Raw genomic sequence first — 22,394 nt, 5'->3', positions numbered from 1 at the left:
CCCACCAGCACCCCGCAGCGCCGCCTCCACGCGCCGCTCATCGCATCGTGCGGCGCACGCTCTAGAATGGCCGGCCATTCCCAGCGTCGAGAACACCGTGTCCCGCAATTCCAAGGCCAAGCGCGACAAGCGCAAGAAGCAGCAGCCCAAGCGCCCCTTCGCCCGTCTGGGCCAGGCGCCCCAGGTCACCAACCATGCCGTGCTGCAGGACGCCGAAGGGCGCGTCGTGGCTGCGATCGGCCTGCAGGGCGGCAGCGAGTGGATGCTGTCGATCGGCGGCCAGACCATGGGCAGCGCCGACAATCCGGTGCCGATGCTGGCCATGCTCAAGCACCTGGCCAACCTGCAGGAAGCCGAAGGCAAGACCATCTCGCTGGAATATTCGACCCAGCTGCAGCAGATGATCGACGACCTGGCCGCCGACGAAGGCCAGACTGCCGAGGAATACCTGACCAAGCTGGTGTCCGAGTTCCAGAACGCCGATGCCGATGAAGACGGCGACGAAGACGCCGACAGCGAGGCAGGCGAAGACGGCGGCGATGCCATGGCCGACGACGCCGCTGGCGAGGACGCAGGCAGCGACGCCGAAGACGCCGGCGACAACGCGGCCGAGGAAGCGACGGACGAGGCAAGCGACGACAGCGCCGGCAAGAAGTCCAAGACCTCCAAGAAAAAGGCCTGACCCGGCCGATGGCCGTCTACGTCGACGATGCGGTGCACCTGTGGCGCGATCAGCGCTGGGCGCACCTGCTCGGCGACACCCTGGACGAGCTGCATGCCATGGCGGCGCGGTTGGGCATCCCCCGCCGCGCCTTCCAGAACAAACTCAGCGGCGCGCACTACGACGTGCCCGCCCCGCTCCGCGCCGAGGCGATTGCCCTGGGCGCCATTCCCATTTCCCGCCATACCGATCGCGCACTGCTCAAGGCGTTGATCGCCAACGCGCGGGCGCAGGCGCGGGGTGAGGTGCCTTGAATCGGGAATGGGGAATGGGGAATGGGGAATGGGGAATCGTAAGAGCGGGGTCGTCGTGGGCTGCGCCCTCGTCAAGGGCGCTTGCATGCGCTGCAGTGTTCTCGAGAGAGCCCGATACGGAGCGCTTTTACGCAAGAACGTCTTGGTGTAGCAGCCCCTTTCGCTCTTGCGATTCCCGATTCCCCACTCCCGATTCCCGATTCCCGTGGCTCAGAACGCCTCATTCCCCAGCCGCACCTCGACCCCCAGCAACGAGGTCAGTGCCAGCATGGCGTCGTCGTCGCGGCTGAGCGCAACCCAGCCGGCATAGGCGTCGCCGCCGGTGTTCCAGTTCCATAGCGAATAGCCGTGTTCGCGCAGGCGGTCGAACGCCACGGCCATCAGGTCGGGCACGTCGAGGTTGCTGGCGAAGTCTTCGTCGTCCAGGTCGCCGCCCCAGTCGATGCGCAGGTTCCAGCGCGCGCTGAGCTCATCGATGGCGGCGATGAACGAATCGGTGTCCTTCCAGTCGACATAAAAGCCCGAGCGCCAGTCGATCACGTCCTTCAGCGTCCACAGCCAGGCGTCATCGCCTTCGTCGTCTGCGTCGGCCTGCGCCTCGCGCCAGGCATCGAACTGACCCAAGGCGGTGTCTTCGTCGCCTGGGTTGATCAGTACCAGCAGGTTCCAAACCCGCGCCGGATGGTCGTCGACATCGTCTTCGTCGCCTTCGGGCTGCAGGCCTTCGTCGTCTTCGTAATCGGCACTGTTGTCGGGCATGGCGGTCTCGCTCAAGGATTGCAGGTGCGAAGTGTGAGGCCTGACGCCGCGCAAGCAAACCGGCCGCCGCACGCATCTGCGAGGGCGGGGCTGGTCTTCCCGGCACAGGCCCGTATCCTGTGCGGCCGAAGACCACCATCCCGGCCGGTCATGACGCCTTTCCCATGAGCGATACCCCTCCCGATCATCTGGCCATCGACCCACGCAGCCCGTTCCACGATGCCGATGCCCTCAACCGCGGCATCGGCGTGCGCTTCAACGGTGTCGAACGCGACAACGTGGAGGAATACTCGATGAGCGAAGGCTGGATCAAGGTGCAGGTCGGCAAGGCCCGCGACCGCCGCGGCAACCCGATGACGATGAAGGTCAAGGGCGAGGTGGTGGCCTACTTCCTGGACGCCAGGGGCGACGCCAAGCCTGCTGCCGAGTAAGAGCGACTGACCAAACTACTTCTCATTGTTCGATTGCAGAGCTGCTGATCTGCGACTTGGCTGCAGGGCCTCTTGCCCATCACCATCGCGGGACACGCTGCAAGTACCTTCGTGTAGCAGCGATGACTGCCGCATTGGCAGCTGATCTGCGACTTGGCTGCAGGGCCCTTGCCCGCCCACCGCGCGGGACACGCTGCAAGTACCTTCGTGTAGCAGCGATGACTGCCGCATTGGCAGCTGATCTGCGACGTGGCTGCAGGGCCCTTGCCCGCCCACCGCGCGGGACACGCTGCAAGTACCTTCGTGTAGCAGCGATGACTGCCGCATTGGCAGCTGATCTGCGACGTGGCTGCAGGGCCCTTGCCCGCCCACCGTCGCGGGACACGCCGCAAGCACGTCCGTGTAGGCTCTTACGCGGCATCCATGCCGCGTAAGGTCCCGCGATGGTGGGCGGGCAAGGACCAGTGGAAATGGTCGGTGTGCAGGGTTTTAAACAAAGCTACCGATCAACTCTATGGTGCGGTGTCCTCGCCGCTTGCGGGGCCGTGTGGCGGCATGGATGCCGCCACCTAACCTACATGGACGTACCTGCGGCGTGTCCCGCGAGCGGTGAGGGCACCGCGCCCTCGATCCACTCAGCGTTTGATCTGGACTTCCAATGCGTTTGACCTGAACTTCCGACGACATCCACCAGGATGCGGCCGAGAAAACCACTGCATTCACCACTCAGGCCTTGAGCCGGTAACCGCTGCGGAAGATCGCCGCCACCACGCCCAGGCACACCAGCAGGAACAGGAACGTCATGCCGGTACTCACCGCGATGTGCACGTCGGCCTTGCCATAGAAACTCCAGCGGAAACCGCTGATCAGATACACCACCGGGTTGAACAAGGTGACCTTCTGCCACAGCGGCGGCAGCATGTTGATCGAGTAAAAACTGCCGCCCAGGAAGGTCAGCGGCGTCACCACCATCAGCGGAATCACCTGCAGTTTCTCGAAGCCATCGGCCCAGATACCAATGATGAAACCGAACAGGCTGAAGGTCAGCGCGGTGAGCACCAGAAAGCCCAGCATCCACACCGGGTGGGCGATCTCGTACGGCACGAACAGCCGCGCGGTGAGCAGGATCAGCAGCCCCAGCATCACCGACTTGGTGGCCGCCGCGCCGACGTAGCCGATCACGATCTCCCACCATGCTACCGGCGCGGACAGCACCTCGTAAATCGTGCCGGCCCAGCGCGGCATGTAGATGCCGAACGAGGCATTGGAGATGCTCTCGTTGAGCAGCGACAGCATCACCAGGCCGGGGATGATGAAGGCGCCGTAGCTGATGCCGTCGATATCGCCCATGCGCGAGCCGATCGCCGCACCGAACACCACGAAGTACAACGAGGTCGACAACACCGGCGAGGCGATCGACTGGGTGAGCGTGCGGAAGGCGCGCGCCATTTCGAAGCGGTAGATCGCCGCGATCGCATGCAGGTTCATGCGCGCACCTCCGCGTTGCGTGCGCCATGCACGAGATTGACGAAGATCTCTTCCAGCGAACTCTCACTGGAATGCAGGTCCTTGAAGTCGATGCCGTGCTCGTTGAGCCGGCGCAGCAATGCACCGATGCCGGTCTGCTCGGCCTGCGTATCGAAGGTGTAGATCAGGCTGTTGCCATCGGCCGACAGTTCCAGCGGCAGATCCGCCAGCGTGGCAGGCAGCGCCTGCAGCGGCGATTGCAGGCTCAGCGTCAGCTGCTTCTTGCCGAGCTTGCGCATCAAGGTGTGCTTGTCTTCCACCAGCACCAGCTCGCCGCGGTTGATGACACCAACGCGGTCGGCCATGTCTTCGGCCTCTTCGATGTAATGGGTGGTCAGGATGATGGTGGTGCCCTGTTCGCGCAGCCGGCGCACCATCTGCCACATGTCGTGGCGCAACTCCACGTCCACCCCCGCGGTGGGCTCGTCCAGGAACAGGATGCGCGGCTCGTGCGCCAGCGCCTTGGCGATCAGCACGCGTCGCTTCATGCCGCCGGAGAGCGTGGAGATCTTGTTGTTGCGCTTGTCCCACAGCGACAGCTCGCGCAGGATGGTTTCCAGATACTGCGGGTTGGCCGGCTTGCCGAACAGGCCGCGGCTGAAACGCACCGTGGCCCACACCGTTTCGAACGCGTCGGTGGCCAGCTCCTGCGGCACCAGCCCGATGCTGGCGCGCGCGGCGCGGTAGTCGCGCACGATATCGTGGCCATCGGCCAGGACGGTACCCGTGCTGGGGTTGATCAGCCCGCAGACGATGCTGATCAAGGTGGTCTTGCCGGCGCCATTGGGGCCAAGCAGCGCGAAGATCTCGCCACGCTGGATATCCAGATCCACCTGCTTGAGGGCCTGGAAACCACCGGCGTAGGTCTTGCTCAATCCCTGGATGGAAACGATGGGCGTCATGGGCTGTGCACGGCAACGATGAGCGCCACAGGGTAGGCCGCGTGCCGTGACGATGGGAGGGGGTCTGGTGGGATGGTGTCTCCCGACCCATGGTTTGCCTGGTATTTGCTGCCTGGTGCTTGCTGCCTGGTGCCTGGCGCCTGCTGCATACGGACAAGACCCGCAGGTTGCGCATTGCGTCCGCGCAAGGGCCGCGCTGCTTACATCCGTGCGGCGCGGTGTCGTGGCAGCGCACCGTGGCGCAACGGGGCTCTCCAGAGAACACCTCTCGCGCCTGGATCAGCCGCTACCACAGCAGTGGTCATAGCCCAGGCCGCCACGATCTCCGATTCCCGAGCCGGCACCCCTGAACGTGTATCGGGACAGCCCGGTCCCGCCCCGGCGCACTCCTACGACGGCCACTGTCATCGCCCGGGCTTCTGCTTCTACGATTCCCGATTCCCGATTCCCGACTCCCGCGCGCTCAAGCGCGCTTACGCGACTCGATCAGATCCAGATTGCGCACCAGCCGCCGCGACAGGTCGTCGGAAATCTCGCGCCGCCGCGCCAGCTTGAACAACTCGTTGCGTTCGGCCACCAGGGCCGCGTGGCGGAACTGGCGCAATGCCTGCTCGTAAGCGCCGGCTTCTTCCGGATCGGTCTCGGCCATGTCCACTGCGCCCAGCTTGCGCTGATAGCGCTGGCTGACCTGGTTGGCGGCGGCGTTGTAGCGCTCGGCATGCGCACTGTCTTCCACCAGCCGCTGGCGCAGTTTTTCCACCGCCTCCAGCGCGGCCTGCGAGGCCGCCTTCACCGCCAGGTCTTCCTTTTGCTGCTCGTCTTCCTCTTCCGGCAATTCCAGCCCGCGCAACAGCCGCGGCAAGGCCACGCTGGCCACCAGCAACGACACCAGGATCACCGAGGCGGCCAGGAAGATCGCCAGCTGGCGGGCCGGAAACGGCGAGCCATCGTTCAACACCAAGGGCAGCGTCAACACGCCGGCCAGGGTGATTGCCCCGCGCACGCCGGCCAGCGACACCGCAACCACAATGCGCCACGGCGGGCTCACGTGCGCCTCGCCGCGCCGCTGTGCCTTGAAGAGATTCCAGCGCAGCGACAGGAACACCCATACGAAGCGCAGCGCCATCAGGCTGGCGCTGATGGTGGCCACATAGACCGCCAGCCACCAGGGATTGAGGTGCCCGGCCTCCTGCACGCTGCGCACCGCGCCATCCAGGATGCCCGGCAGCTGCTCGCCCAGCAGCACGAAGATGATGCCGTTGAAGGTGAACTGCACCGTGTCCCAGACGGCCGAACGCTGCAGGCGCATGTTGCCCGGCGCATTGCCGGCCATTTCGACGTAGCTCATGGTGATGCCGGCGGCGACCGCGGCCAGGATGCCGGAGGCATGGAAGGCTTCGGCCAGCAGGTAGGCTGCAAACGGGGTGAGCAGGTTGACCAGGATCGCCGAGCCGGGCTCTTCGCCGAAATGCCGCCAGATCCAGGCCTGGATCCGGCTCAGGCCGAAGGTGGTGGCCACGCCCAGCGCCAGCCCGGCCAGCGCCACCCACAGGAAGGTCAGCGAAGCAGTCGCCACCGAGAAGGTGCCGGTGAGCACGGCGGCCACCGCGAACTGGAAGCACACCAGGCCCGACGCATCGTTGAGCAGCGACTCGCCCTCGAGGATGTGCATCAGGCGCTTGGGGATCGGCACCTTGGAGGCGATCGAGGACACTGCCACCGGATCGGTCGGCGAAATGATCGCCGCCAGCGCAAACGCCACCGCCAGTGGCATCGCCGGGATCAACCAGTGGATCAGGAAGCCGGCGCCAACCACGGTGAAGATGACCAGCCCAAGCGCCAATTCCAGGATCGCCGCCTTGTCGCGGAACAGGCCTTGTTTGGGAATGCGCCAGCCGTCCAGGAACAGCAGCGGCGGCAGGAACAACAAAAAGAACAGTTCCGGTTCCAGCTCGTGCCCTGCATCGAACACGCCGGAGACCACCGCGCCCAGCGCGATCTGGACCAACGGCAACGGCAGCGAGAACGGCAGGATGCGGATCAGGTAACCGCTGGCCGCGACCGCCAGCAACATGGCGAGGACGACATCGATCGAATGCATGCAAAACCCGGAAGATAAAGATGGCCGCGCGCCGCACCGTCCATGGCGACGCCAGGCAACGCACCTACGGGAACATACCGGTTTGCAACCGGTGATGAAACCACTGCTGGCGGACGCGCTGCGCCTGGGGCTGCATTGCACGCGGGCACCCGCGCGTCATCTACATGCCGTCGCTGGCATCGGATCCTGCGGCTCTGAGTGGGCGCCACTGGACACTAACCTGACTACACGCGCGCCCCGGGGCGTGCGGTGTCATGCACGGGTCATCTTCGCCTTCATCTCTTCGGCGACGCTGGCGTGGGCAGCCACGTCCAGCGCAGTTGCATGGTCTGATTCAGCGATCGGATCGTCTGTAGTGCAAGCCGCCATGTCTGACTTCACCCGACGCTATCGCGCCACGTGGTCTCGACGGTTCGCCTGGCCACACTGCTGCGCGCGGCCCACCATGAGTAACCGATCACTGCGCGATGGACCGGCTTCAGCGCAGCACCTGCTCAAGGGGACACGCGCTCGCTGCGGGATCCGGTATGCCGAGCACGCGCGTCACCAGCCGTGTTCGCAGACAGGACCACAACCACCCACAGCTAACAGCCACAGGGAACTCACGCACGCCAGCGCGGACGGCACCAGCACCGCCTACGCAAGGCATGTGCATGGCCGGATCAGGTGTGCCGGGCAGGCGTATGCCTGCCCTGCTTCGCAGGCCGCGCAGCCTGCACCGGGACCACAAACGTGGCCTCATGCAGGACCAGCCTGGAATCGTAATGCCCCACCGTGACCTTGACCGTCCTGACCTTGTTCGCAAAGGCGAACGGCCACTGCGCCTTGATCATCTCCTGCCCGATCTTGCGGCCATCGACGTCCTCCACCAGCGCGATATGCACCGGATAGCTGCCTGAGCCGACATTCTCCGAATCGTTCGCATCGACCATGCCGAGATGGGCCTTTGAAAACGCCAGCGTCGACGGCCCGGCATTGGGGAAGTTGGCGCTGTCGTCGAAGCCCAGATTCCTGTAGCTGTACGTCAGTATCACCACCTGCCTGGGCATCCAGGCGCCGCCCCCTTCGTCACGCAGCCTGACGTTGGCAACGCGCACCGAATCGACATTGAATTCCCATTCCCCCAGAACCCGCCATTGCTGGTGCGGCCGATAGCTTGCAGCGGCGGGCGCCTGTGCAGCAGCCGTTGGCTCCGGCGATACCGTCGCGGCCCGCGCAACACCTGACAGCATCAGGCAAGCTGCGGCCAGACAGACGGTGAGAACGGGTGTGGCGCGATGCGGTGTTGTCGAAGTCATTCCAGGCAACCCTTGTTCGATGAGACATGTGGGGTGCACGAGATTACGTCCGACGTGCTGACTGCATCTGCGTGGAAGCGAATATTGGTACGACTTCTAGAGTCCGTCGGCGTACCTGCAACCAGACGCCAGCGCATCGCTTGAGAACGTCCACTGCATTGCGCGCGGCATGTGATGGGCTGCGGCCAAGCGCAGCGGTTTGCAATACGCAAGTGCGAAAGCGATGCGCCCGGTGCAGGGCAACACAAGGCCCCTGTGAATCACCGTGGCGCTTTCTTGCACCTGTACGCACGTCACCGACGGCTGTTTTCGACGCCATGCCATGGCCGGCGGCGAGCCCAGGCAGGAATTTAGATAAAGTAAAAATCGCGTGATGCATCCGGCCGGCATCTTGCGGCGTATCAGGGTCTACGGTCGCCAGCCGGTGCCCGCTTACCCAAAGGATCGCTGCCTCATGAAGACCTCATTGAAGTCGCTTGCCATTGCCGCCGCCATTGCCCTCACCACCGCAACGGCGCCGGTGTACGCCGCCTCCAACCCGATGGTAGGCGGTGCGCCGATGCTGGCCACCAAGGACATCGTCGACAACGCGGCCAACTCCAAGGATCACACCACCCTGGTCGCAGCGGTCAAGGCGGCCGGCCTGGTCGAGACCCTGAAAGGCCCGGGCCCGTTCACCGTCTTCGCCCCCACCAACGCCGCCTTCGCCGCATTGCCGGCCGGCACCGTCGATACGCTGTTGAAGCCCGAATCCAAGCCCACCCTGACCAAGGTGCTCACCTATCACGTGGTGCCGGGCAAGGTGGATGCGGCCTCGCTGATCGCCAAGATCAAGGCCGGCGGCGGCAGCGCCATGCTGACCACCGTGCAGGGTGAATCGCTCACCGCAAAGCTCAACGGCAAGAAAGTCACCCTGACCGACGCCAAGGGCAATACCGCTACCGTCACCACCGCCGATGTCATGCAGAGCAATGGCGTGATCCACGTGATCGACAAGGTCTTGATGCCGTAAGCGCTGCATGCAGTCGGCCGGTCGGCACGAGCGGCCGGTCACGCAGTGCAGCCTTCGAGCAACGTGTCATGCAGGGGCGCCCCGGCCCGCGCGATGCGTCATTGGGATGCCTCACCGCATGCCGTGGCGCCCCTGCACCTTCGCGGCAACTGCGGTGTGCGCGTTCTTGCCTTGCGCAAGGCACGCCGTCGCAGGCTGCACCATCACCGCAACGCGGCGGTGACGGAACGCGCGGCATGCCGCGCGTTCCCTTGGTGTCAATCAAGCAGCGACACCGTGCGCGTGCACATGCACGCGCATTTTTTTGTCCAGGCGTTGTGCTTGCCCAAGCGTTCCCTGGATGTCCCCAGGCGGTGTTGGGGTCCGTCTAGATGTTGCTGGCGCCGCGCGGTGGTGTTGCGCCGGGCACCGACAGCAGTTGACGCAGATCCTCCACAAAGCCGCGATACCCCTCCTCCCGCGCCACCTCCGATCCCTGCCGCAGCACCCAGGAGGGATGCACCGTGGCCAGCACCGGCGTGCCATCGTCCAGGCGTTGCCACTGCCCCCGCTCCTGCATCAGCCGAAACGTGCTGCCCAGCACTGCCTGTGCCGCGGTGGCGCCCAGGCACACGATCTGCGCGGGACGCAACTGGGCGCGCTCGGCCTGCAACCAACCGCTGCAGGCCTGCACGTGCGTGCGCTCGGGGTTGCGATGCAGGCGGCGCTTGCCGCGTTGCTCGAAGCGGAAGTGCTTGACCGCATTGGTGACGTAGAACGTACTGCGATCCACGCCCAACTCGCCCAAGGCCATCGTGAACAAGCGCCCGGCAGGCCCGACAAAGGGACGCCCGCTCAGATCCTCTTCGTCACCGGGCTGCTCGCCGATCACCATCACCGCTGCATTCTCCGGCCCTTCGCCGAAGACGGTCTGGGTGGCCGGCTGCCACAACTCGCAGCGCCGGCAATCGCGCGCCGCCGCGCGCAACTGCGCGATGCTCTGCGTCGCCTCGACGGCAGCGGATACCGGCGCCACCGGCACGCGGCGGCGTACCGGCTCGGGCGCGCGCTCGGCCATCTCGCGCACGCGCACCCCGGCCTCGCGGATCAGCTCGGGCAGCAAGGCTGCTTCGGGCAGGTTCTTCCAGTATTTCTGCGGCATTTCCTGCCGCATCATGGTGGGATTGAGCCGCGCCGGATTGAAGATGTGCGCATAGTAGGTGCGCCACAGGGTCTCCTGCGCGTCGTCGGCCGGCACCTGCGTACGCACGGCCCCCTCGCCGAAGGCCAGGGCCTGACCATCCCAGCGCACGCTGCGATATGGGGTGAGGATCGCCCAGCGCATACCGGCGAAGCGCCGTGCGAAGAACGGGGCAACGCGGTCCACGATGTGATGTTCCGGCTCGAACCAGGCCACGAAGTCTTCTTCTTCGCCCGGCAGCCGGCGAAAGCGCACGAACGCCTTCATTTTGTGGGTATCGCGCTGCACCGCCTTCTGCCATTGCCGCAAGCGATGCACGTCCACATCGGTGGCACGCTCCAGCAGCGCCTTCTCGCCCGAGGCAATCCGCCACAACAATCGATACAGCACCGCGTGCCGCTGCGGATCCCGATGACACAGCACCGATGCGGCCAGTTGCATGAAATCCGCCGACACCCGCGGCGGCGCGGCCAGCACCGGCAATTCCAACACCCCCTGTCCCATCAGCAACCCACCCTGCGCGCCCCCATTCCACGCCACATGGTCAGGCTCCACCTGCGCACACCACCCCGCCCGCGCCAATGCACGCCACGCCTCAAAACTCCACGCAGGTTCCACCTCAGCGCTGAACATCGCTACACCACACTCCCACAAAGATGAACCCCACCACCGTCGCTACCGTCTTACGACTGCTACTGCCACTACTGAAGGAATTACTACGACTGTTTCCATGGGAGCGTCTAACGCCCCACCCTGCTTGCGGCAGCTGCAACAAGCAAACTTTACGACTGTTGCTGTTGCTGTTGCTGTTGCTATCGCTGTCGCTGTTGCTGTTGCTGTTGCTGTTGATCCTGCTTCACCCTGTCGCCTCAAAGCGAGCCGAGCACCGCAGTCATGCGCGGCCGAAGAGGCGCCCTTGTCTGAGCGAAGCGAGTTTGGGCGCCGTGCCGCGCGTGGCGAGGAGCGCAGGGGACCGGTGCGGCTGTATCGCACCGGATCGCGTCGGCGACAACGGTTTTGGTGACTTTTGCCAAGACAAAAGTCACTCGCGCCGCAGGCGCGAAAGCCCTGCACTTGCTGTGCCCTGCACCTGCTGTGCCCTGCACCTGCTGTGCCTTGCACCTGCTGTGCCCTGCACTCGCTGTGCCCTGCACTTGTTGCGCTCCGCACCCACTCCCTTCAACCGCAGCAACCATCACACGCACATCGCACACTCATCCCGCCCACACCTCAATCAAACAACCCCGCCTGCCGAGGCGCAGGCGCCAACTGCGCCCGCAACCGCACCGGATCATCCAGGCGTTGCCGCGGATGGTGATCCAGCACACTCACGAACGGCAGCAGCTTCTTCATCGGCACCCGCAACCGCGCCAGATCGCCCACGCGCAGGCGCGCATGCCGGCGCGACAACAGCAGCCGCTCCACATTGCGGGTGCCCAGGCCCGGCACCCGCAGCAGCATCTCGCGCGGCGCCACATTCAGATCCACCGGAAACCGCTCCGGATTGCGCAACGCCCAGGCAAGCTTCGGATCCACGTCCAGATCCAGCATGCCGCTGGACTGCGCCGGCGCGATCTCTTCCACGCTGAACTCGTAGAACCGCAGCAACCAGTCGGCCTGGTACAACCGATGCTCGCGCTGTAGCGGCGGCGCCTGCAGCGGCAGCTTGGAGGAGGCATCCGGAATCGGGCTGAAGGCCGAGTAATAGACCCGGCGCATGCGGTAATTGCCGTAGAGATTGTGGCTGGTGTCCAGGATGCTGCGGTCGTTGGCATCGTCGGCGCCAACGATCATCTGCGTGCTCTGCCCGGCCGGCGCAAACCGCGGCGGCTTGGCACGACGCACGGTTTCGGCCTTGCGCTCGAGCTGGTTTTCCTCGATGCGCCAGCGCAGCTCGCCCATGGCCGAGCGGATGCCGCCCACGCTTTTTTCTGGCGCCAGTTGCGTCAGGCCCTGCTCGGTGGGCAGTTCCACATTGATGCTCAGGCGGTCCGCATAGCGGCCGGCCGCGGCCAACAGGTCCGGCGCGGCATCGGGAATGGTCTTGAGATGAATATAGCCGGCGAAGTGATGCTCTTCGCGCAACTGCCGCGCCACTTCCACCAGCTGCTCCATGGTGTAGTCGGAGTTGCGGATGATGCCGCTGGACAGGAACAGGCCTTCGATGTAATTGCGCTTGTAGAAATCCAGCGTCAGCGTGACCACTTCTTCCGGCGTGAAGCGCGCGCGGCGCACATTGCTGGACACGCGGTTGACGCAATAGGCGCAGTCGAACACGCAAAAATTGGTCAGCAGGATCTTCAACAACGACACGCACCGGCCATCGGGCGTATACGAGTGACAAATGCCCATGCCCTCGGTACTGCCGATACCGCCGGTGCCCAGCGAATTGCGCTTGTTGGCGCCACTGGAGGCACAGGACGCGTCGTATTTGGCAGCGTCGGCGAGGACGGCGAGCTTGTCGAGGATTTTCACGCGGGCAGCATGCAACCTGGGCGTCTCAGCCTATGAGACTGCGATGCAGCTGATCGTGAATGCTTCAGAGCATGCGGGTGCAGCCGCCACGGCTGCACCCGATGCGTGTCGGCTCAGGCGGCCAGCGCAGTGTCACCGTCGAAGCGGTAGAGGTCCATGGCCAGAAAGCCCTGGTCGATACCGGCATCGATACGCTGTGCGCCGAGTTGGTCGCTCCCGGCGGCGCCCATCGCCACATACAGCGGCAGCAGGTGCTCGTCGCTGGGATGCGCCCGCGCAGCAAACGGTGCCTGGCGACGGTAGTCGAGCAACGCCGGGATGTCGTCGTCCAGCAGCTTGCGCTCGGTCCAGTCGATGAAGGGCCGCACGTACGGCGCTTCACGCTCGGTGCTGTAACCGTGGCGGAAGTCATGCAGGTTGTGGGTCATGCTACCGGAGCCGATCACCAACACCCCCTCCTCGCGCAGCGGCGCCAGCGCGCGCCCCAGAGCGAACTGATGGGCCGGGCCAAGTTCTGGCTGGATCGACAGCGATACCACCGGAATCTCCGCCGCCGGATACAGCAGCCGCAACGGCACCCACACGCCATGGTCGAAGCCCCGCTGCGGATCCAGCTGCGGATGCAGCCCGGCCCGCTCCAGCCGCCGCGCAATTTGCTGCGCCAGTGCAGGATCGCCAGGTGCCGGATAGCTCAGCTCGTATAGCGGCGCAGGAAAGCCGCCGAAGTCATGGATGGTGCCAGGCCGCGCCGCGCCACTGACCAGTGGGCGGCGCCCCAGCCAATGCGCGCTTGCCACGACGATGGCGCGTGGCCGCGGCAGCAGCTCACGCAGCTCCGTCAGACGCGGCCCTACCTGCCCCGGCTGCAGGGCAGTCATCGGCGATCCGTGCGAGATGTACAGCGATGGCAGGCGGTGCATGCAAGGCTCCTTGAAAAAGTGACAGGGGTCAGCGCGCTGGCTTCAGCGCAAACGCGCCATCGCCCAGCAATGCCTGCACGATCAGCAACACCGCCCACAGCGCCGGGTATTCCCAGCCGCCGCCCGGGTTGGAGAAGCCGAACCCATTGGCGCCATGCACGCTGACGATGGTGCCCAGCAGCAGTGGCACACCCAGCAGTGCCGCCCAGCGCGCCTGGATTCCCAACAGAAACGACACACCCAGGCCAAGTTCCAGCGCCATGCTGATGTAGGCCACTGCGGCCGGCAGGCCCAGCGAGTGGAAATAGGCCACGGTGCCGGCCGGTGTGAACACCAGCAGTTTGGTCAAGCCGTGGATCAGGAACAGGGCGCCCAGACTGATGCGCAAGAGCGCCGCGCCGTGGGCAGCTGTACCGGGCAGGACACGCGAAGTGGGCATGACGGGCGCTCCGTTGAGGACCGCCCTAGCGTATTACCTACAAATTTCTGATAAATACGTTTAATTCAGATATTTTATTGCAACGAAGGCAACAATCAGACGCCCATGGATACCCTGGATGCGATGCGTGTATTTACCGCCGTGGCCGAGCGCAGCGGCTTCAGCGCCGCCGCCGACGCGCTGGATCGCTCCACCGCCAGCGTCACCCGGCAGGTTGCCGCGCTTGAACAACGGCTGGGCACCCGCCTGCTCAACCGCACCACGCGCCGGGTCAGCCTCACCAGCGCCGGCACCGCCTACTACCAGCGCTGCCTGCAGTTGCTGGCTGACCTGGACGACCTGGAAGCCACCATTGGCGCACAGGCGCTGGAGCCGTCCGGTGTCCTGCGGGTCAATGCGCCGGTGAGCTACGGGATCGAGCGCCTGGGCGCGTTGCTGCCCGGCTTTCGCACCCGTTATCCACAGGTGGAACTGGACCTGTCGCTGTCAGATCGCCTGGTCGACATGGTCGAAGAAGGCTTCGATGTCGCCATCCGCATCACCCGCCAGCCGGCGCCGATGCTGATCGCGCGGCAACTGGGCAAGGCCAGGTTGCTGGCATGCGCAGCGCCTGCCTATCTGGCACGCGCCGGCACTCCGAAGCACCCGTCGGATCTGGCCGGCCACGAATGCCTGCTCTACCACTACTCGCCGAGCGGCGACGACGTGCGCTTTCACGGGCCGGACGGCGATGTCGCCGTGCGCGTCCACGGCGGGCTGCGCGCCAACAACGGCCATGTGCTCAATGCGGCGGCGCTGGCCGGCCAGGGCATCGTGATCCAGCCGGATTTCCTGGCCGATGCGCATCTGGCCAGCGGCCGCCTGCAACGCATTCTTCCCGAGTACGAACTTGCCGGCGTCGGGATCTTCGCCGTGTACGCCAGCCGCAACCACCTGGCACCGAAGGTTCGCAGCTTCATCGACTACCTGATCGAGTGCCTGGCCGACCCGGCGCCCGGCTGAACGGCTCCGACAACAGTTCGTCCCGTGCGCGGTCATTTTCCTGTCGCGGCTGGTGTGCTCACAATCGGGCCCCCCCTTTGTTCAACAGGAGCGTCCATGAGCAAGATCGCCATCGTGTACTTCAGCGGCTACGGCCATACCGCAAAACAGGCGGAAGCCGTGCATGCAGGCGCCGCCAGTGTGGGCGAGGCGACGCTGTACCGCATCGGCCAGGATGGCAACCTGCCCGACGGTGCGTGGGAAGCCATCGCTGCCGCCGACGCCATCATCTATGGCAGCCCTACCTACATGGGCGGCCCGGCATGGCAGTTCAAGAAATTTGCCGACGACAGTTCCAAGCCGTGGTTTGCGCAGGCGTGGAAGGACAAGGTCGCGGCCGGCTTTACCAACTCCGCCTCGGCGAATGGCGACAAGTACGCCACCATCCAGTACCTGTGGACGCTGTCCCAGCAACACGGGCAGGTCTGGGTCGGCACCGGTCTGCCGCCGTCCAACACCAAGGCGCATGGGCCGCAGGACGTGAACTGGACCGGCGGTTGGGGCGGTGCGCTGGCCATTTCGCCATCGGACGCCTCGCCGGACGAGGCGCCGCGCGCAGGCGATCTGGAAACTGCCCGGCTGTTCGGCAAGCGCGTTGCCGAATTCGCCAACAAGCTCAGCAGTTGAGCCAGCGGCAGCTGCGCGTGTCTGCCTGCCTTGGCGCAGGCGGATGCGCGCAGGTGGTGCTCACCTGCGGGTTGCGTGGTTGGGGCGAGCGCGCAAGCTTGTCGGTGCGGAGAATCGATAGCCTTGGCACGACATGGCGGCCTGCAGACCACCGGCGATGGGCTGGCCGCGATTCACACCGCGCGCGGCTGCGGTTGATGAGGCGCTTGGCTTCGACGGTTGCTGCGGGCCGGTGACTACTGAACTTGCCATCGACCTGACCTTGTCCTGAGTGCCGCTTGCAGCGTCGTTCTCACTGCCCACGCGCGGCGATGCGGTCAGGGCTGCGGCATTCTTCGTTCCATGATTCTCCTGTGCACGTGCCTGCCCGCACGCGGTGACAGCGACCTCCACACGGAAATCAGCATGCGCGGCCGTCGGCGCGTATGTGTGCGGTTTGCCCCGGCGACTGTCGAATCCGGAAGCAACCTGACTCAGGCACCAATCAGTTCTTCACCACGACCCCGCGATACCTTCATGCCTTAGCAGTCGAACCACATCGCGCTAACGCACACCCCACCACCCTGCCCGCCTACCCTGCTGCACGGAGCCCTCCCCCTCATGCAAACCCGTACGCTTGGCCGTTCCGGCCCCACCGTTTCCGCACTTGGCCTGGGTTGCATGGGCATGAGCGCGTTCTATGGCGATCGCAGCGATGAAGCGGCGTCGATCGCGGTGATCCATCGCGCGCTCGACCGTGGCGTCAGCCTGCTCGACACCGCCGACATGTACGGCCCGCACACCAACGAAGTGCTGGTCGGCAAGGCGATTGCCACGCGCCGGCACGAAGTCTTCCTGGCCAGCAAGTTCGGCATCAAACTCGATCCGAACAACCCGGAGGTGCGCGGCATCGATGGCAGCCCGGCCTATGTGCAGTCGGCCTGCGAGGCCAGCTTGCGTCGCCTGGGCGTAGAGCACATCGACCTGTACTACCAGCATCGTGTGGACCCCAACGTGCCGATCGAAGACACCGTCGGGGCAATGTCGCGCCTGGTCGAACAGGGCAAGGTGCGCTTCCTCGGGTTGTCCGAGGCGGCCGACACCACCATCCGCCGCGCGCATGCGGTGCATCCCATCACTGCGGTACAGACCGAATATTCGCTGTGGTCGCGCGAGCCGGAACACAACGGCGTGTTCGCCACCGTGCGTGAACTGGGCATCGGCTTCGTGCCTTACTCGCCGCTGGGGCGCGGTTTCCTCACCGGTGCGTTCTCGTCACCCGACGACTTCGATACCGACGATTACCGCCGCCATTCGCCACGTTTCCAGGGCGAAAACTTCACCCGCAACCTGCAGCTGGTGGAGCAGGTCAAGGCGATTGCCGCCGACAAGGGCATCACGCCCGGGCAACTGGCCCTGGCCTGGGTGCTGGCACAGGGCCAGGACCTGGTCCCGATCCCCGGCACCAAGCGCCTGGCCTACCTGGAAGAGAACCTCGCCGCGCTCGACGTGGCGTTGATGCCGGACGAACTGGCGCGCATCGATGCGATCTTTCCGCCCCAGGCCGCGTCCGGCACCCGGTATCCGGAAGCGACCATGGGCTCGGTGCATCGCTGAGAACCACCGCATGGCCGCCTCGTCGCGGCGGCCATGCGGTCGGGCCTGTGTAATCGGTTGGAGATAGTGATTTGCAGCAAGTCGAGCGTCAGGCCTTGCAGCCGGTCTACCTATGGCAGGCGCTGCACCATCCAACCGGGTCCGGCCCACATCGCGGTAGCGGATCAGCACGGTGGCCACTCACTCACACCACCGCATCGCCGCCGCCCTCACACTGACCGCCATCTTTCCACGGGCCGCAGCCATGCTGTCCTTCATCATCCCCGCCCATAACGAGGCCGCCCTGATCGGCGAAACCTTGCACTGCCTGCATGCCTGCGCGCAGGCAATGCAGCTGGACTACGAAGTGATCGTGGTGGCCGATGCCTGCGACGACGAGACCGCCGCCATCGCACGCGCCACCGGTGCACAGGTACTGGAAGTGCAGCTGCGGCATATCGCCGCCACCCGCAACGCAGGCGCGCAGGCCGCGCACGGCGAGCGCCTGCTGTTTCTGGATGCCGACACCCAGGTCAACCCGCAGGTGGTTGGCGCAGCGCTGCAGGCGCTGGATGCTGGCGCGGTGGGTGGCGGCGCGCAGGTCCACCTGCATGGCGAACGCGTCTGGTTCGAACGCACTGCGCAAGCCATCTTCGGCTGGCTGTTCCGCATTGCCGGCATCGCGCCAGGGTGCTTTCTGTTCTGCACCCGCGTGGCCTTCATCAGTGCGGGCGGCTTCGATACACGCTATTACGCCGGCGAAGATGTGGCCTTGAGTCGCGCACTGGCGCGCTGCGGACGCTTCGTGATCCTGCGCCAGACCGTGCATACCTCGGACCGCAAATTGCGCAGTTTTTCCAAGCGTGAGCATCTGGGTTTGCTGTGGCGCTTTCTGTGGCGCGGGCGACGCATGCTGCAGACCCGGGACGCGCTGGGCTTCTGGTACCAGCGGCGGCGCTGAACCGGGCGTGTCCATGGCCGGCGATCTCGCACCGGTGCCTGCCCTCGAATCGGGACGTGGCACCGCAGGCCACTTACACTGCCGTTCTTGTTACGGTTTCGAGTTGCACCGCATGGCTTCTTTGCATCGCCCTGTCCTGATCGCTGCCATGGCTGCCGCGGCCCTGAGCACTGCAGCGTGCCACCGCGAGGGCGCCGCGCCTGCGGGCGACACGCATGCCACGCCGCCGCCCAGCGCACCCAAGCTTGGCCAGTTCGGTTTCGATACCGCAGGCATGGACCGTAGCGTGGCCGCTGGCGACGACTTCTTCGGCTATGCCAATGGCGGCTGGGTCAAGCACACCCAGATTCCCGGCGATCGCTCCAGTTTCAATAGCTTCGTCAGCATCGCCATCGAAACCGAACGCCACAGCCGCGACATCATCGAAGGCGCCGCCGCCAACGACCGCGTCACCGGTGAAGACAAGCAGATCGGCGATTACTACGCCGCCTACATGGACGAAGCCAGCATCGAGGCCAAGGGGCTGCATCCGGTCCAACCGGAACTGGATGCCATTGCACACCTGGACGACAAGCAGGCGCTGGCGCGCACCCTGGGCGGGCAATTACGCGCCGATGTGGATCTGCTCAACGCGACCAATTTCCATACCGACCGTCTGTTCGGCCTGTGGGTCTCGCAGGATCTGCACCACCCCGGCCGCTACGTTCCCTATCTGGTGCAGGGCGGCCTGGGCATGCCCGAGCGCAGCTTCTACCTGGACGGCGGGCGCATGGCACAGCTACGCGATGCCTACCGCGCGCATATCGTCAAACTGCTGGAGCTGGCCGGCATCGACGACGCACAGGCCAGGGCCGAGCGCATCCTGGCGCTCGAAACGGCGATGGCGCGCGTGCATGCCAGCCCCGAGCAGACCAACAACGTCCAGGCCGGTGCAAACGCCTGGAAGCAGGCCGATTTTGCCCGACAGGCACCGGGCCTGGACTGGGGCGTGTTCTTCGATGCCGCAGGTCTCAAGGCACAGCAGGATTTCATCGTATGGCAGCCACAGGCGATCAGCGGGCTGTCGGCGCTGGTGCACTCCGAACCGCTGCAGACCTGGAAGGACTATCTGCGTTTTCGCGCGCTCGATCGCGCCTCGCCGTATCTGTCAAAGGCGTTTGCCGATGAGCGCTTCGCGTTCTACGGCAGCACCCTGGAGGGCACGCCGCAGCAGCGCCAGCGCTGGAAGCGCGGCATCGACGCCACCAACGCCGCACTGGGCGAAGCGGTAGGCAAGCGCTACGTGCAGAAATACGTCAGCGCGCAGACCAAGGCGCGCGCCGAAGAGATGGTCAAGAACCTGATCGCCGCATTCGGCAAGCGCATCGATGCGCTGGAGTGGATGACACCGCAAACCAAGCAGCACGCCAAGGCCAAGATCGCCGGATTGACGGTGGCGGTGGGCTACCCTGACAGCTGGCGCGACTACAGTGCGCTGGATGTGCGGCGCGACGATGCGCTGGGCAACGTGGAACGCGCCGGCCTGTTCGAGTACCGCCGCAATCTTGCCAAGCTCGGCAAGGCCGTCGATCACCGTGAGTGGTACATGCTGCCGCAGGAAGTCAACGCGCTGAACGTACCGCTGGAAAATCGGCTGATCTTCCCCGCCGCGATCCTGCAACCGCCGTTCTTCGACCCGGCCGCCGACGATGCCGTGAACTACGGCGCCATCGGTGCGGTGATCGGCCACGAGATCAGCCACAGCTTCGACAACATGGGCGCCCTGTTCGACGAGCACGGCGAACTCCATAACTGGTGGACGCCACAGGATCTGAAGAAGTTCGAAGCCGCCGGCAATGCGCTTGCCGCGCAGTTTGGCACCTACAAGCCGTTCGACGATCTATCGGTCAATGGCAAGCTGACCCTGGGCGAGAACATCGCCGATGTCGCCGGCCTGGCCACGGCTTACGACGCCTATCAGTTGTCCTTGCAGGGCAAGCAGCCACAGACCATCGACGGCTTCAGCCCGGATCAGCGCTTTTTCCTCGGCTTCGCGCAGGCCTGGCGCGGCAAATACCGCGACGCCGCGTTGCGTAATGCGGTGCTCACCGATGTACATGCACCCGGACGCTTCCGGGCACAGACGGTGCGCAACCTGGACGCCTGGTACCCGGCCTTCGATGTGAAGCAAGATCAACAGCTGTATCTGGCACCGGAGCAGCGGGTCAAGATCTGGTAGTGGACGGTTGCCGCAGGCGCCATCCACCACCGTCACGACCGCTCAGGCCACTCCAGCAACATGGCCGGCGGCAGTTGCATGCGACGGCATGCGCGCGCGGACAGGCCATCGCGCAGCGCGGTGCGGAACAACGGCGACAGGCCGCGCAGCAGCCGGGCGGATGCACGCGCCTGTGCGCGCTGGATGGTGGTGCGGCCGAGCATGTCGCCGGCCCAGTCGGGCAGCAGCGCCGCGCCGGCGCCGAGAAACACGCCGCGTGACAGGCCGGCCGCCGGCACCGGCAACTGGATGCCGGTCAGGATGTCGAGTACCTCGCGGGAACGGGCGTCCATGCGGAGTTCGCCGCGCACCGAGGCGAAGTAGGCCTCCACCTGGGCCTCGCTGGCAGGCACCTCGCTAGCGCCCAGCGCTTCGGCCACGCGCCGTGCTTCGTCGTAGTAGCGGTCGGCAATGGCCGCCGGCACGTCGCGACAGTAGCGACGGCAGCCCTGCAGGAAGCCATAGGCCTCGGTGACATGCACCCAGGTCAGCAGCGCAGGGTCGTTGGCATCGTAAGGCACGCCGTCGGCGGTATGGCCGCGGATGTGCGCGTGGATACGCCGCACGCGCGCGATGAGCTGTTCGGCCTCGGCCTGCGGCGCGTAGGTCGTGCCGGCGACGAAATTGGTGGTGCGCCGCAGCCGACCGATCAGGTCGGCGCGGAAGTTGGAATGGTCGTAGACACCGGCCAGCGCGCGCGGGTGCAGCAGCTGCAGCATCAATGCGCACAACCCGCCGGACAGCATGCCCGGAAATTCCGAATGCACGCGCCAGGTGACGCTATCGGGCCCGAAGAGGCCGGGGTCGCCCAGCGGCTGGTCGTACTCGATGGTGCTCTGGCCGCGCGGAAATGCGCCCAGCACCCAGCGGCGGATCTGTTCGGCGGCGGGGGAGGACAACGTGCGTAGAACCGAAGACATGCCGCGATAGTACCGGCTTGCCTGTCGTCATGTGGCGTGCAGGTGCTCGCCGACCAGGCGTACCGCGCCTGGCGGAAGCGGTCGAAATGGCGCACCCGCCGCGCCGCGCGGTGTGCAGTGCAACAAGATCGACCGCCCAGGCGACGCCCGGGATTGCGCTGCGGCGGCCAAACCGCCTGAATTCAGCGTTTTGTGCGCGAGTGCGCAGGATTGCGCGGCGATCGGTTCGCTCCAGGCATTGCCATGCACAGCGAAAGTGCTAGAACTAGAGGCGTCCGATATCCGCGCCGGATCGTTGTACGGCGCGTCGGTCGCTCCAGGGCACCGGCCACCACCGGTGCAGCAAGCCGCTCGTACCAGCCATCCGTCAGGAGCTTGTCATGATCGCTTTGTTCCAGGGTTTAGGCCTGCTATTGCAGGACAACGCACTCCATCGGCGCTCCTTCGACGAGCAGGTCGCCTTCTGGCGTGACAAGACCGATGAGCAGCTCGACGAAGAGCTCAATCTGCTCAAGGTGGCCAAGAAGCAGTGGGTGATCGCCTCGATCATTGGCTGGCAGGCGATCTCGCTGGTCCTGCTCGGTGTCATCACCCATCAGCTGTGGCAGGACGATTACCACCTGACCTTCAGTCGCGTGGTGATCATTTTCACGTCCTGGGTCTCGATCCTGTTCATCATGTGGTACATCGCCGACCTGTTCGATCACAGCGCCGGTTTCGAGCGCTGGCTACGCGCCTTCAACAGCCGGGCACGCGTCGCGCCGGATGCCGACTCGGTCGAGTGCGTTGCCGACGCATTGGACATGACGCGGCGCTACCCGGAGGTGCTGCGCTACAAGCAGGAGGTGACCTCCCGGCGCGAGCTGCGCCACGAGGACATCGTCAACATGCGCGAGATGGGCCGGCTGCGCCGCTACACCGAATTGCTGCGCGATCTGGACCGTTTCGATGGCGCGCCACGGCTGGTGGCCAACGCCTGAAGCATTGCGCACAG

At 65.4% G+C, this 22,394-nt stretch carries 20 protein-coding genes; 10 read left to right on the top strand and 10 right to left on the bottom strand.

The genetic code is table 11. From position 1 onward, the window contains the following. Positions 1–97: 97 nt before the first annotated feature. The gene (locus tag A7D17_RS17050; RefSeq protein WP_064510180.1) at positions 98–682 is read left to right on the top strand and encodes a hypothetical protein; all 585 of its coding nucleotides are present in this window, start codon (positions 98–100) and stop codon (positions 680–682) included. Positions 683–690: 8 nt separating this feature from the next. Next, a complete protein-coding gene (locus A7D17_RS17045) occupies positions 691–975 on the top strand; it encodes a DUF4031 domain-containing protein (RefSeq protein WP_064510179.1) in 285 nt (94 codons plus the stop codon). A 210-nt stretch (positions 976–1,185) separates the two neighbouring features. Here A7D17_RS17045 and A7D17_RS17040 read toward each other — a convergent pair whose 3' ends face one another. Next, positions 1,186–1,734 carry a DUF6630 family protein gene (locus tag A7D17_RS17040; protein WP_064510330.1) on the bottom strand — a complete coding sequence of 183 codons (549 nt, stop codon included), beginning with the start codon at positions 1,732–1,734 and terminating at the stop codon, positions 1,186–1,188. 164 nt (positions 1,735–1,898) lie between these two features. Between A7D17_RS17040 and A7D17_RS17035 the strand changes: the two genes are divergently transcribed. After that, positions 1,899–2,165: a DUF3297 family protein gene (locus tag A7D17_RS17035; protein WP_064510178.1), complete on the top strand. Its 267-nt coding sequence runs from the start codon at positions 1,899–1,901 to the stop codon at positions 2,163–2,165. 726 nt (positions 2,166–2,891) lie between these two features. On the opposite strand, the gene A7D17_RS17030 is transcribed toward A7D17_RS17035, so the two are convergent. The 4 genes from A7D17_RS17030 to A7D17_RS24960 all read right to left on the bottom strand — a co-directional run bounded on the left by A7D17_RS17030 (position 2,892) and on the right by A7D17_RS24960 (position 7,993). Beyond that, positions 2,892–3,653 (bottom strand): ABC transporter permease, encoded by a 762-nt coding sequence (locus A7D17_RS17030; protein ID WP_011348694.1) that lies wholly within the window; start codon positions 3,651–3,653, stop codon positions 2,892–2,894. Continuing rightward, on the bottom strand, positions 3,650–4,594 hold the full coding sequence (locus A7D17_RS17025) for an ABC transporter ATP-binding protein (protein WP_064510177.1): 945 nt from the start codon (positions 4,592–4,594) through the stop codon (positions 3,650–3,652). Before A7D17_RS17025 ends, A7D17_RS17030 begins: the two co-directional genes overlap by 4 nt. Positions 4,595–5,057: 463 nt before the next feature. Then, a complete protein-coding gene (locus A7D17_RS17020; RefSeq protein ID WP_064510176.1) occupies positions 5,058–6,695 on the bottom strand; it encodes a Na+/H+ antiporter in 1,638 nt (545 codons plus the stop codon). A gap of 662 nt (positions 6,696–7,357) precedes the next feature. Next, positions 7,358–7,993, bottom strand: a complete 636-nt coding sequence (locus A7D17_RS24960) for a hypothetical protein (protein ID WP_239692237.1) — start codon at positions 7,991–7,993, stop codon at positions 7,358–7,360. A gap of 454 nt (positions 7,994–8,447) precedes the next feature. Here A7D17_RS24960 and A7D17_RS17010 point away from each other — a divergent pair, with 454 nt between their 5' ends. Then, complete coding sequence (locus A7D17_RS17010) at positions 8,448–9,005, top strand: fasciclin domain-containing protein (RefSeq protein ID WP_064510175.1); 558 nt, start codon at positions 8,448–8,450, stop codon at positions 9,003–9,005. Between the two features lie 367 nt (positions 9,006–9,372). Here A7D17_RS17010 and A7D17_RS17005 read toward each other — a convergent pair whose 3' ends face one another. The 4 genes from A7D17_RS17005 to A7D17_RS16990 all read right to left on the bottom strand — a co-directional run bounded on the left by A7D17_RS17005 (position 9,373) and on the right by A7D17_RS16990 (position 14,019). Beyond that, on the bottom strand, positions 9,373–10,818 hold the full coding sequence (locus tag A7D17_RS17005) for a UdgX family uracil-DNA binding protein (protein ID WP_064510173.1): 1,446 nt from the start codon (positions 10,816–10,818) through the stop codon (positions 9,373–9,375). Between the two features lie 597 nt (positions 10,819–11,415). After that, positions 11,416–12,660 carry a putative DNA modification/repair radical SAM protein gene (locus A7D17_RS17000; RefSeq protein WP_064510328.1) on the bottom strand — a complete coding sequence of 415 codons (1,245 nt, stop codon included), beginning with the start codon at positions 12,658–12,660 and terminating at the stop codon, positions 11,416–11,418. Between the two features lie 113 nt (positions 12,661–12,773). Continuing rightward, positions 12,774–13,580, bottom strand: a complete 807-nt coding sequence (locus A7D17_RS16995; RefSeq protein ID WP_064510172.1) for a dioxygenase family protein — start codon at positions 13,578–13,580, stop codon at positions 12,774–12,776. Between the two features lie 28 nt (positions 13,581–13,608). Next, on the bottom strand, positions 13,609–14,019 hold the full coding sequence (locus A7D17_RS16990; RefSeq protein ID WP_064510171.1) for a DoxX family protein: 411 nt from the start codon (positions 14,017–14,019) through the stop codon (positions 13,609–13,611). A 105-nt stretch (positions 14,020–14,124) separates the two neighbouring features. Between A7D17_RS16990 and A7D17_RS16985 the strand changes: the two genes are divergently transcribed. The 5 genes from A7D17_RS16985 (at position 14,125) to A7D17_RS16965 (ending at position 20,441) form a co-directional block, all read left to right on the top strand. Next, positions 14,125–15,021 carry a LysR family transcriptional regulator gene (locus A7D17_RS16985; protein WP_064510169.1) on the top strand — a complete coding sequence of 299 codons (897 nt, stop codon included), beginning with the start codon at positions 14,125–14,127 and terminating at the stop codon, positions 15,019–15,021. A gap of 96 nt (positions 15,022–15,117) precedes the next feature. Continuing rightward, a complete protein-coding gene (locus A7D17_RS16980) occupies positions 15,118–15,687 on the top strand; it encodes a flavodoxin family protein (protein WP_064510167.1) in 570 nt (189 codons plus the stop codon). A gap of 600 nt (positions 15,688–16,287) precedes the next feature. After that, positions 16,288–17,283 carry an aldo/keto reductase gene (locus A7D17_RS16975; RefSeq protein ID WP_064510165.1) on the top strand — a complete coding sequence of 332 codons (996 nt, stop codon included), beginning with the start codon at positions 16,288–16,290 and terminating at the stop codon, positions 17,281–17,283. A gap of 244 nt (positions 17,284–17,527) precedes the next feature. Further along, complete coding sequence (locus A7D17_RS16970) at positions 17,528–18,223, top strand: glycosyltransferase (protein ID WP_064510163.1); 696 nt, start codon at positions 17,528–17,530, stop codon at positions 18,221–18,223. Positions 18,224–18,371: 148 nt separating this feature from the next. Continuing rightward, a complete protein-coding gene (locus A7D17_RS16965; RefSeq protein WP_064510162.1) occupies positions 18,372–20,441 on the top strand; it encodes a M13 family metallopeptidase in 2,070 nt (689 codons plus the stop codon). Positions 20,442–20,473: 32 nt separating this feature from the next. Here the strand turns inward: A7D17_RS16965 and A7D17_RS16960 are convergent, their stop codons facing one another. Next, on the bottom strand, positions 20,474–21,400 hold the full coding sequence (locus tag A7D17_RS16960; RefSeq protein ID WP_064510159.1) for an oxygenase MpaB family protein: 927 nt from the start codon (positions 21,398–21,400) through the stop codon (positions 20,474–20,476). A gap of 380 nt (positions 21,401–21,780) precedes the next feature. On the opposite strand from A7D17_RS16960, the gene A7D17_RS16955 reads away from it, so the two are divergent. Further along, positions 21,781–22,380 carry a hypothetical protein gene (locus A7D17_RS16955; RefSeq protein ID WP_064510158.1) on the top strand — a complete coding sequence of 200 codons (600 nt, stop codon included), beginning with the start codon at positions 21,781–21,783 and terminating at the stop codon, positions 22,378–22,380. Positions 22,381–22,394 lie beyond the last annotated feature (14 nt).

This window comes from Xanthomonas floridensis (assembly GCF_001642575.1).
GTDB lineage: Bacteria > Pseudomonadota > Gammaproteobacteria > Xanthomonadales > Xanthomonadaceae > Xanthomonas > Xanthomonas floridensis.
This window is presented reverse-complemented; position numbering and strand designations above follow the sequence as displayed.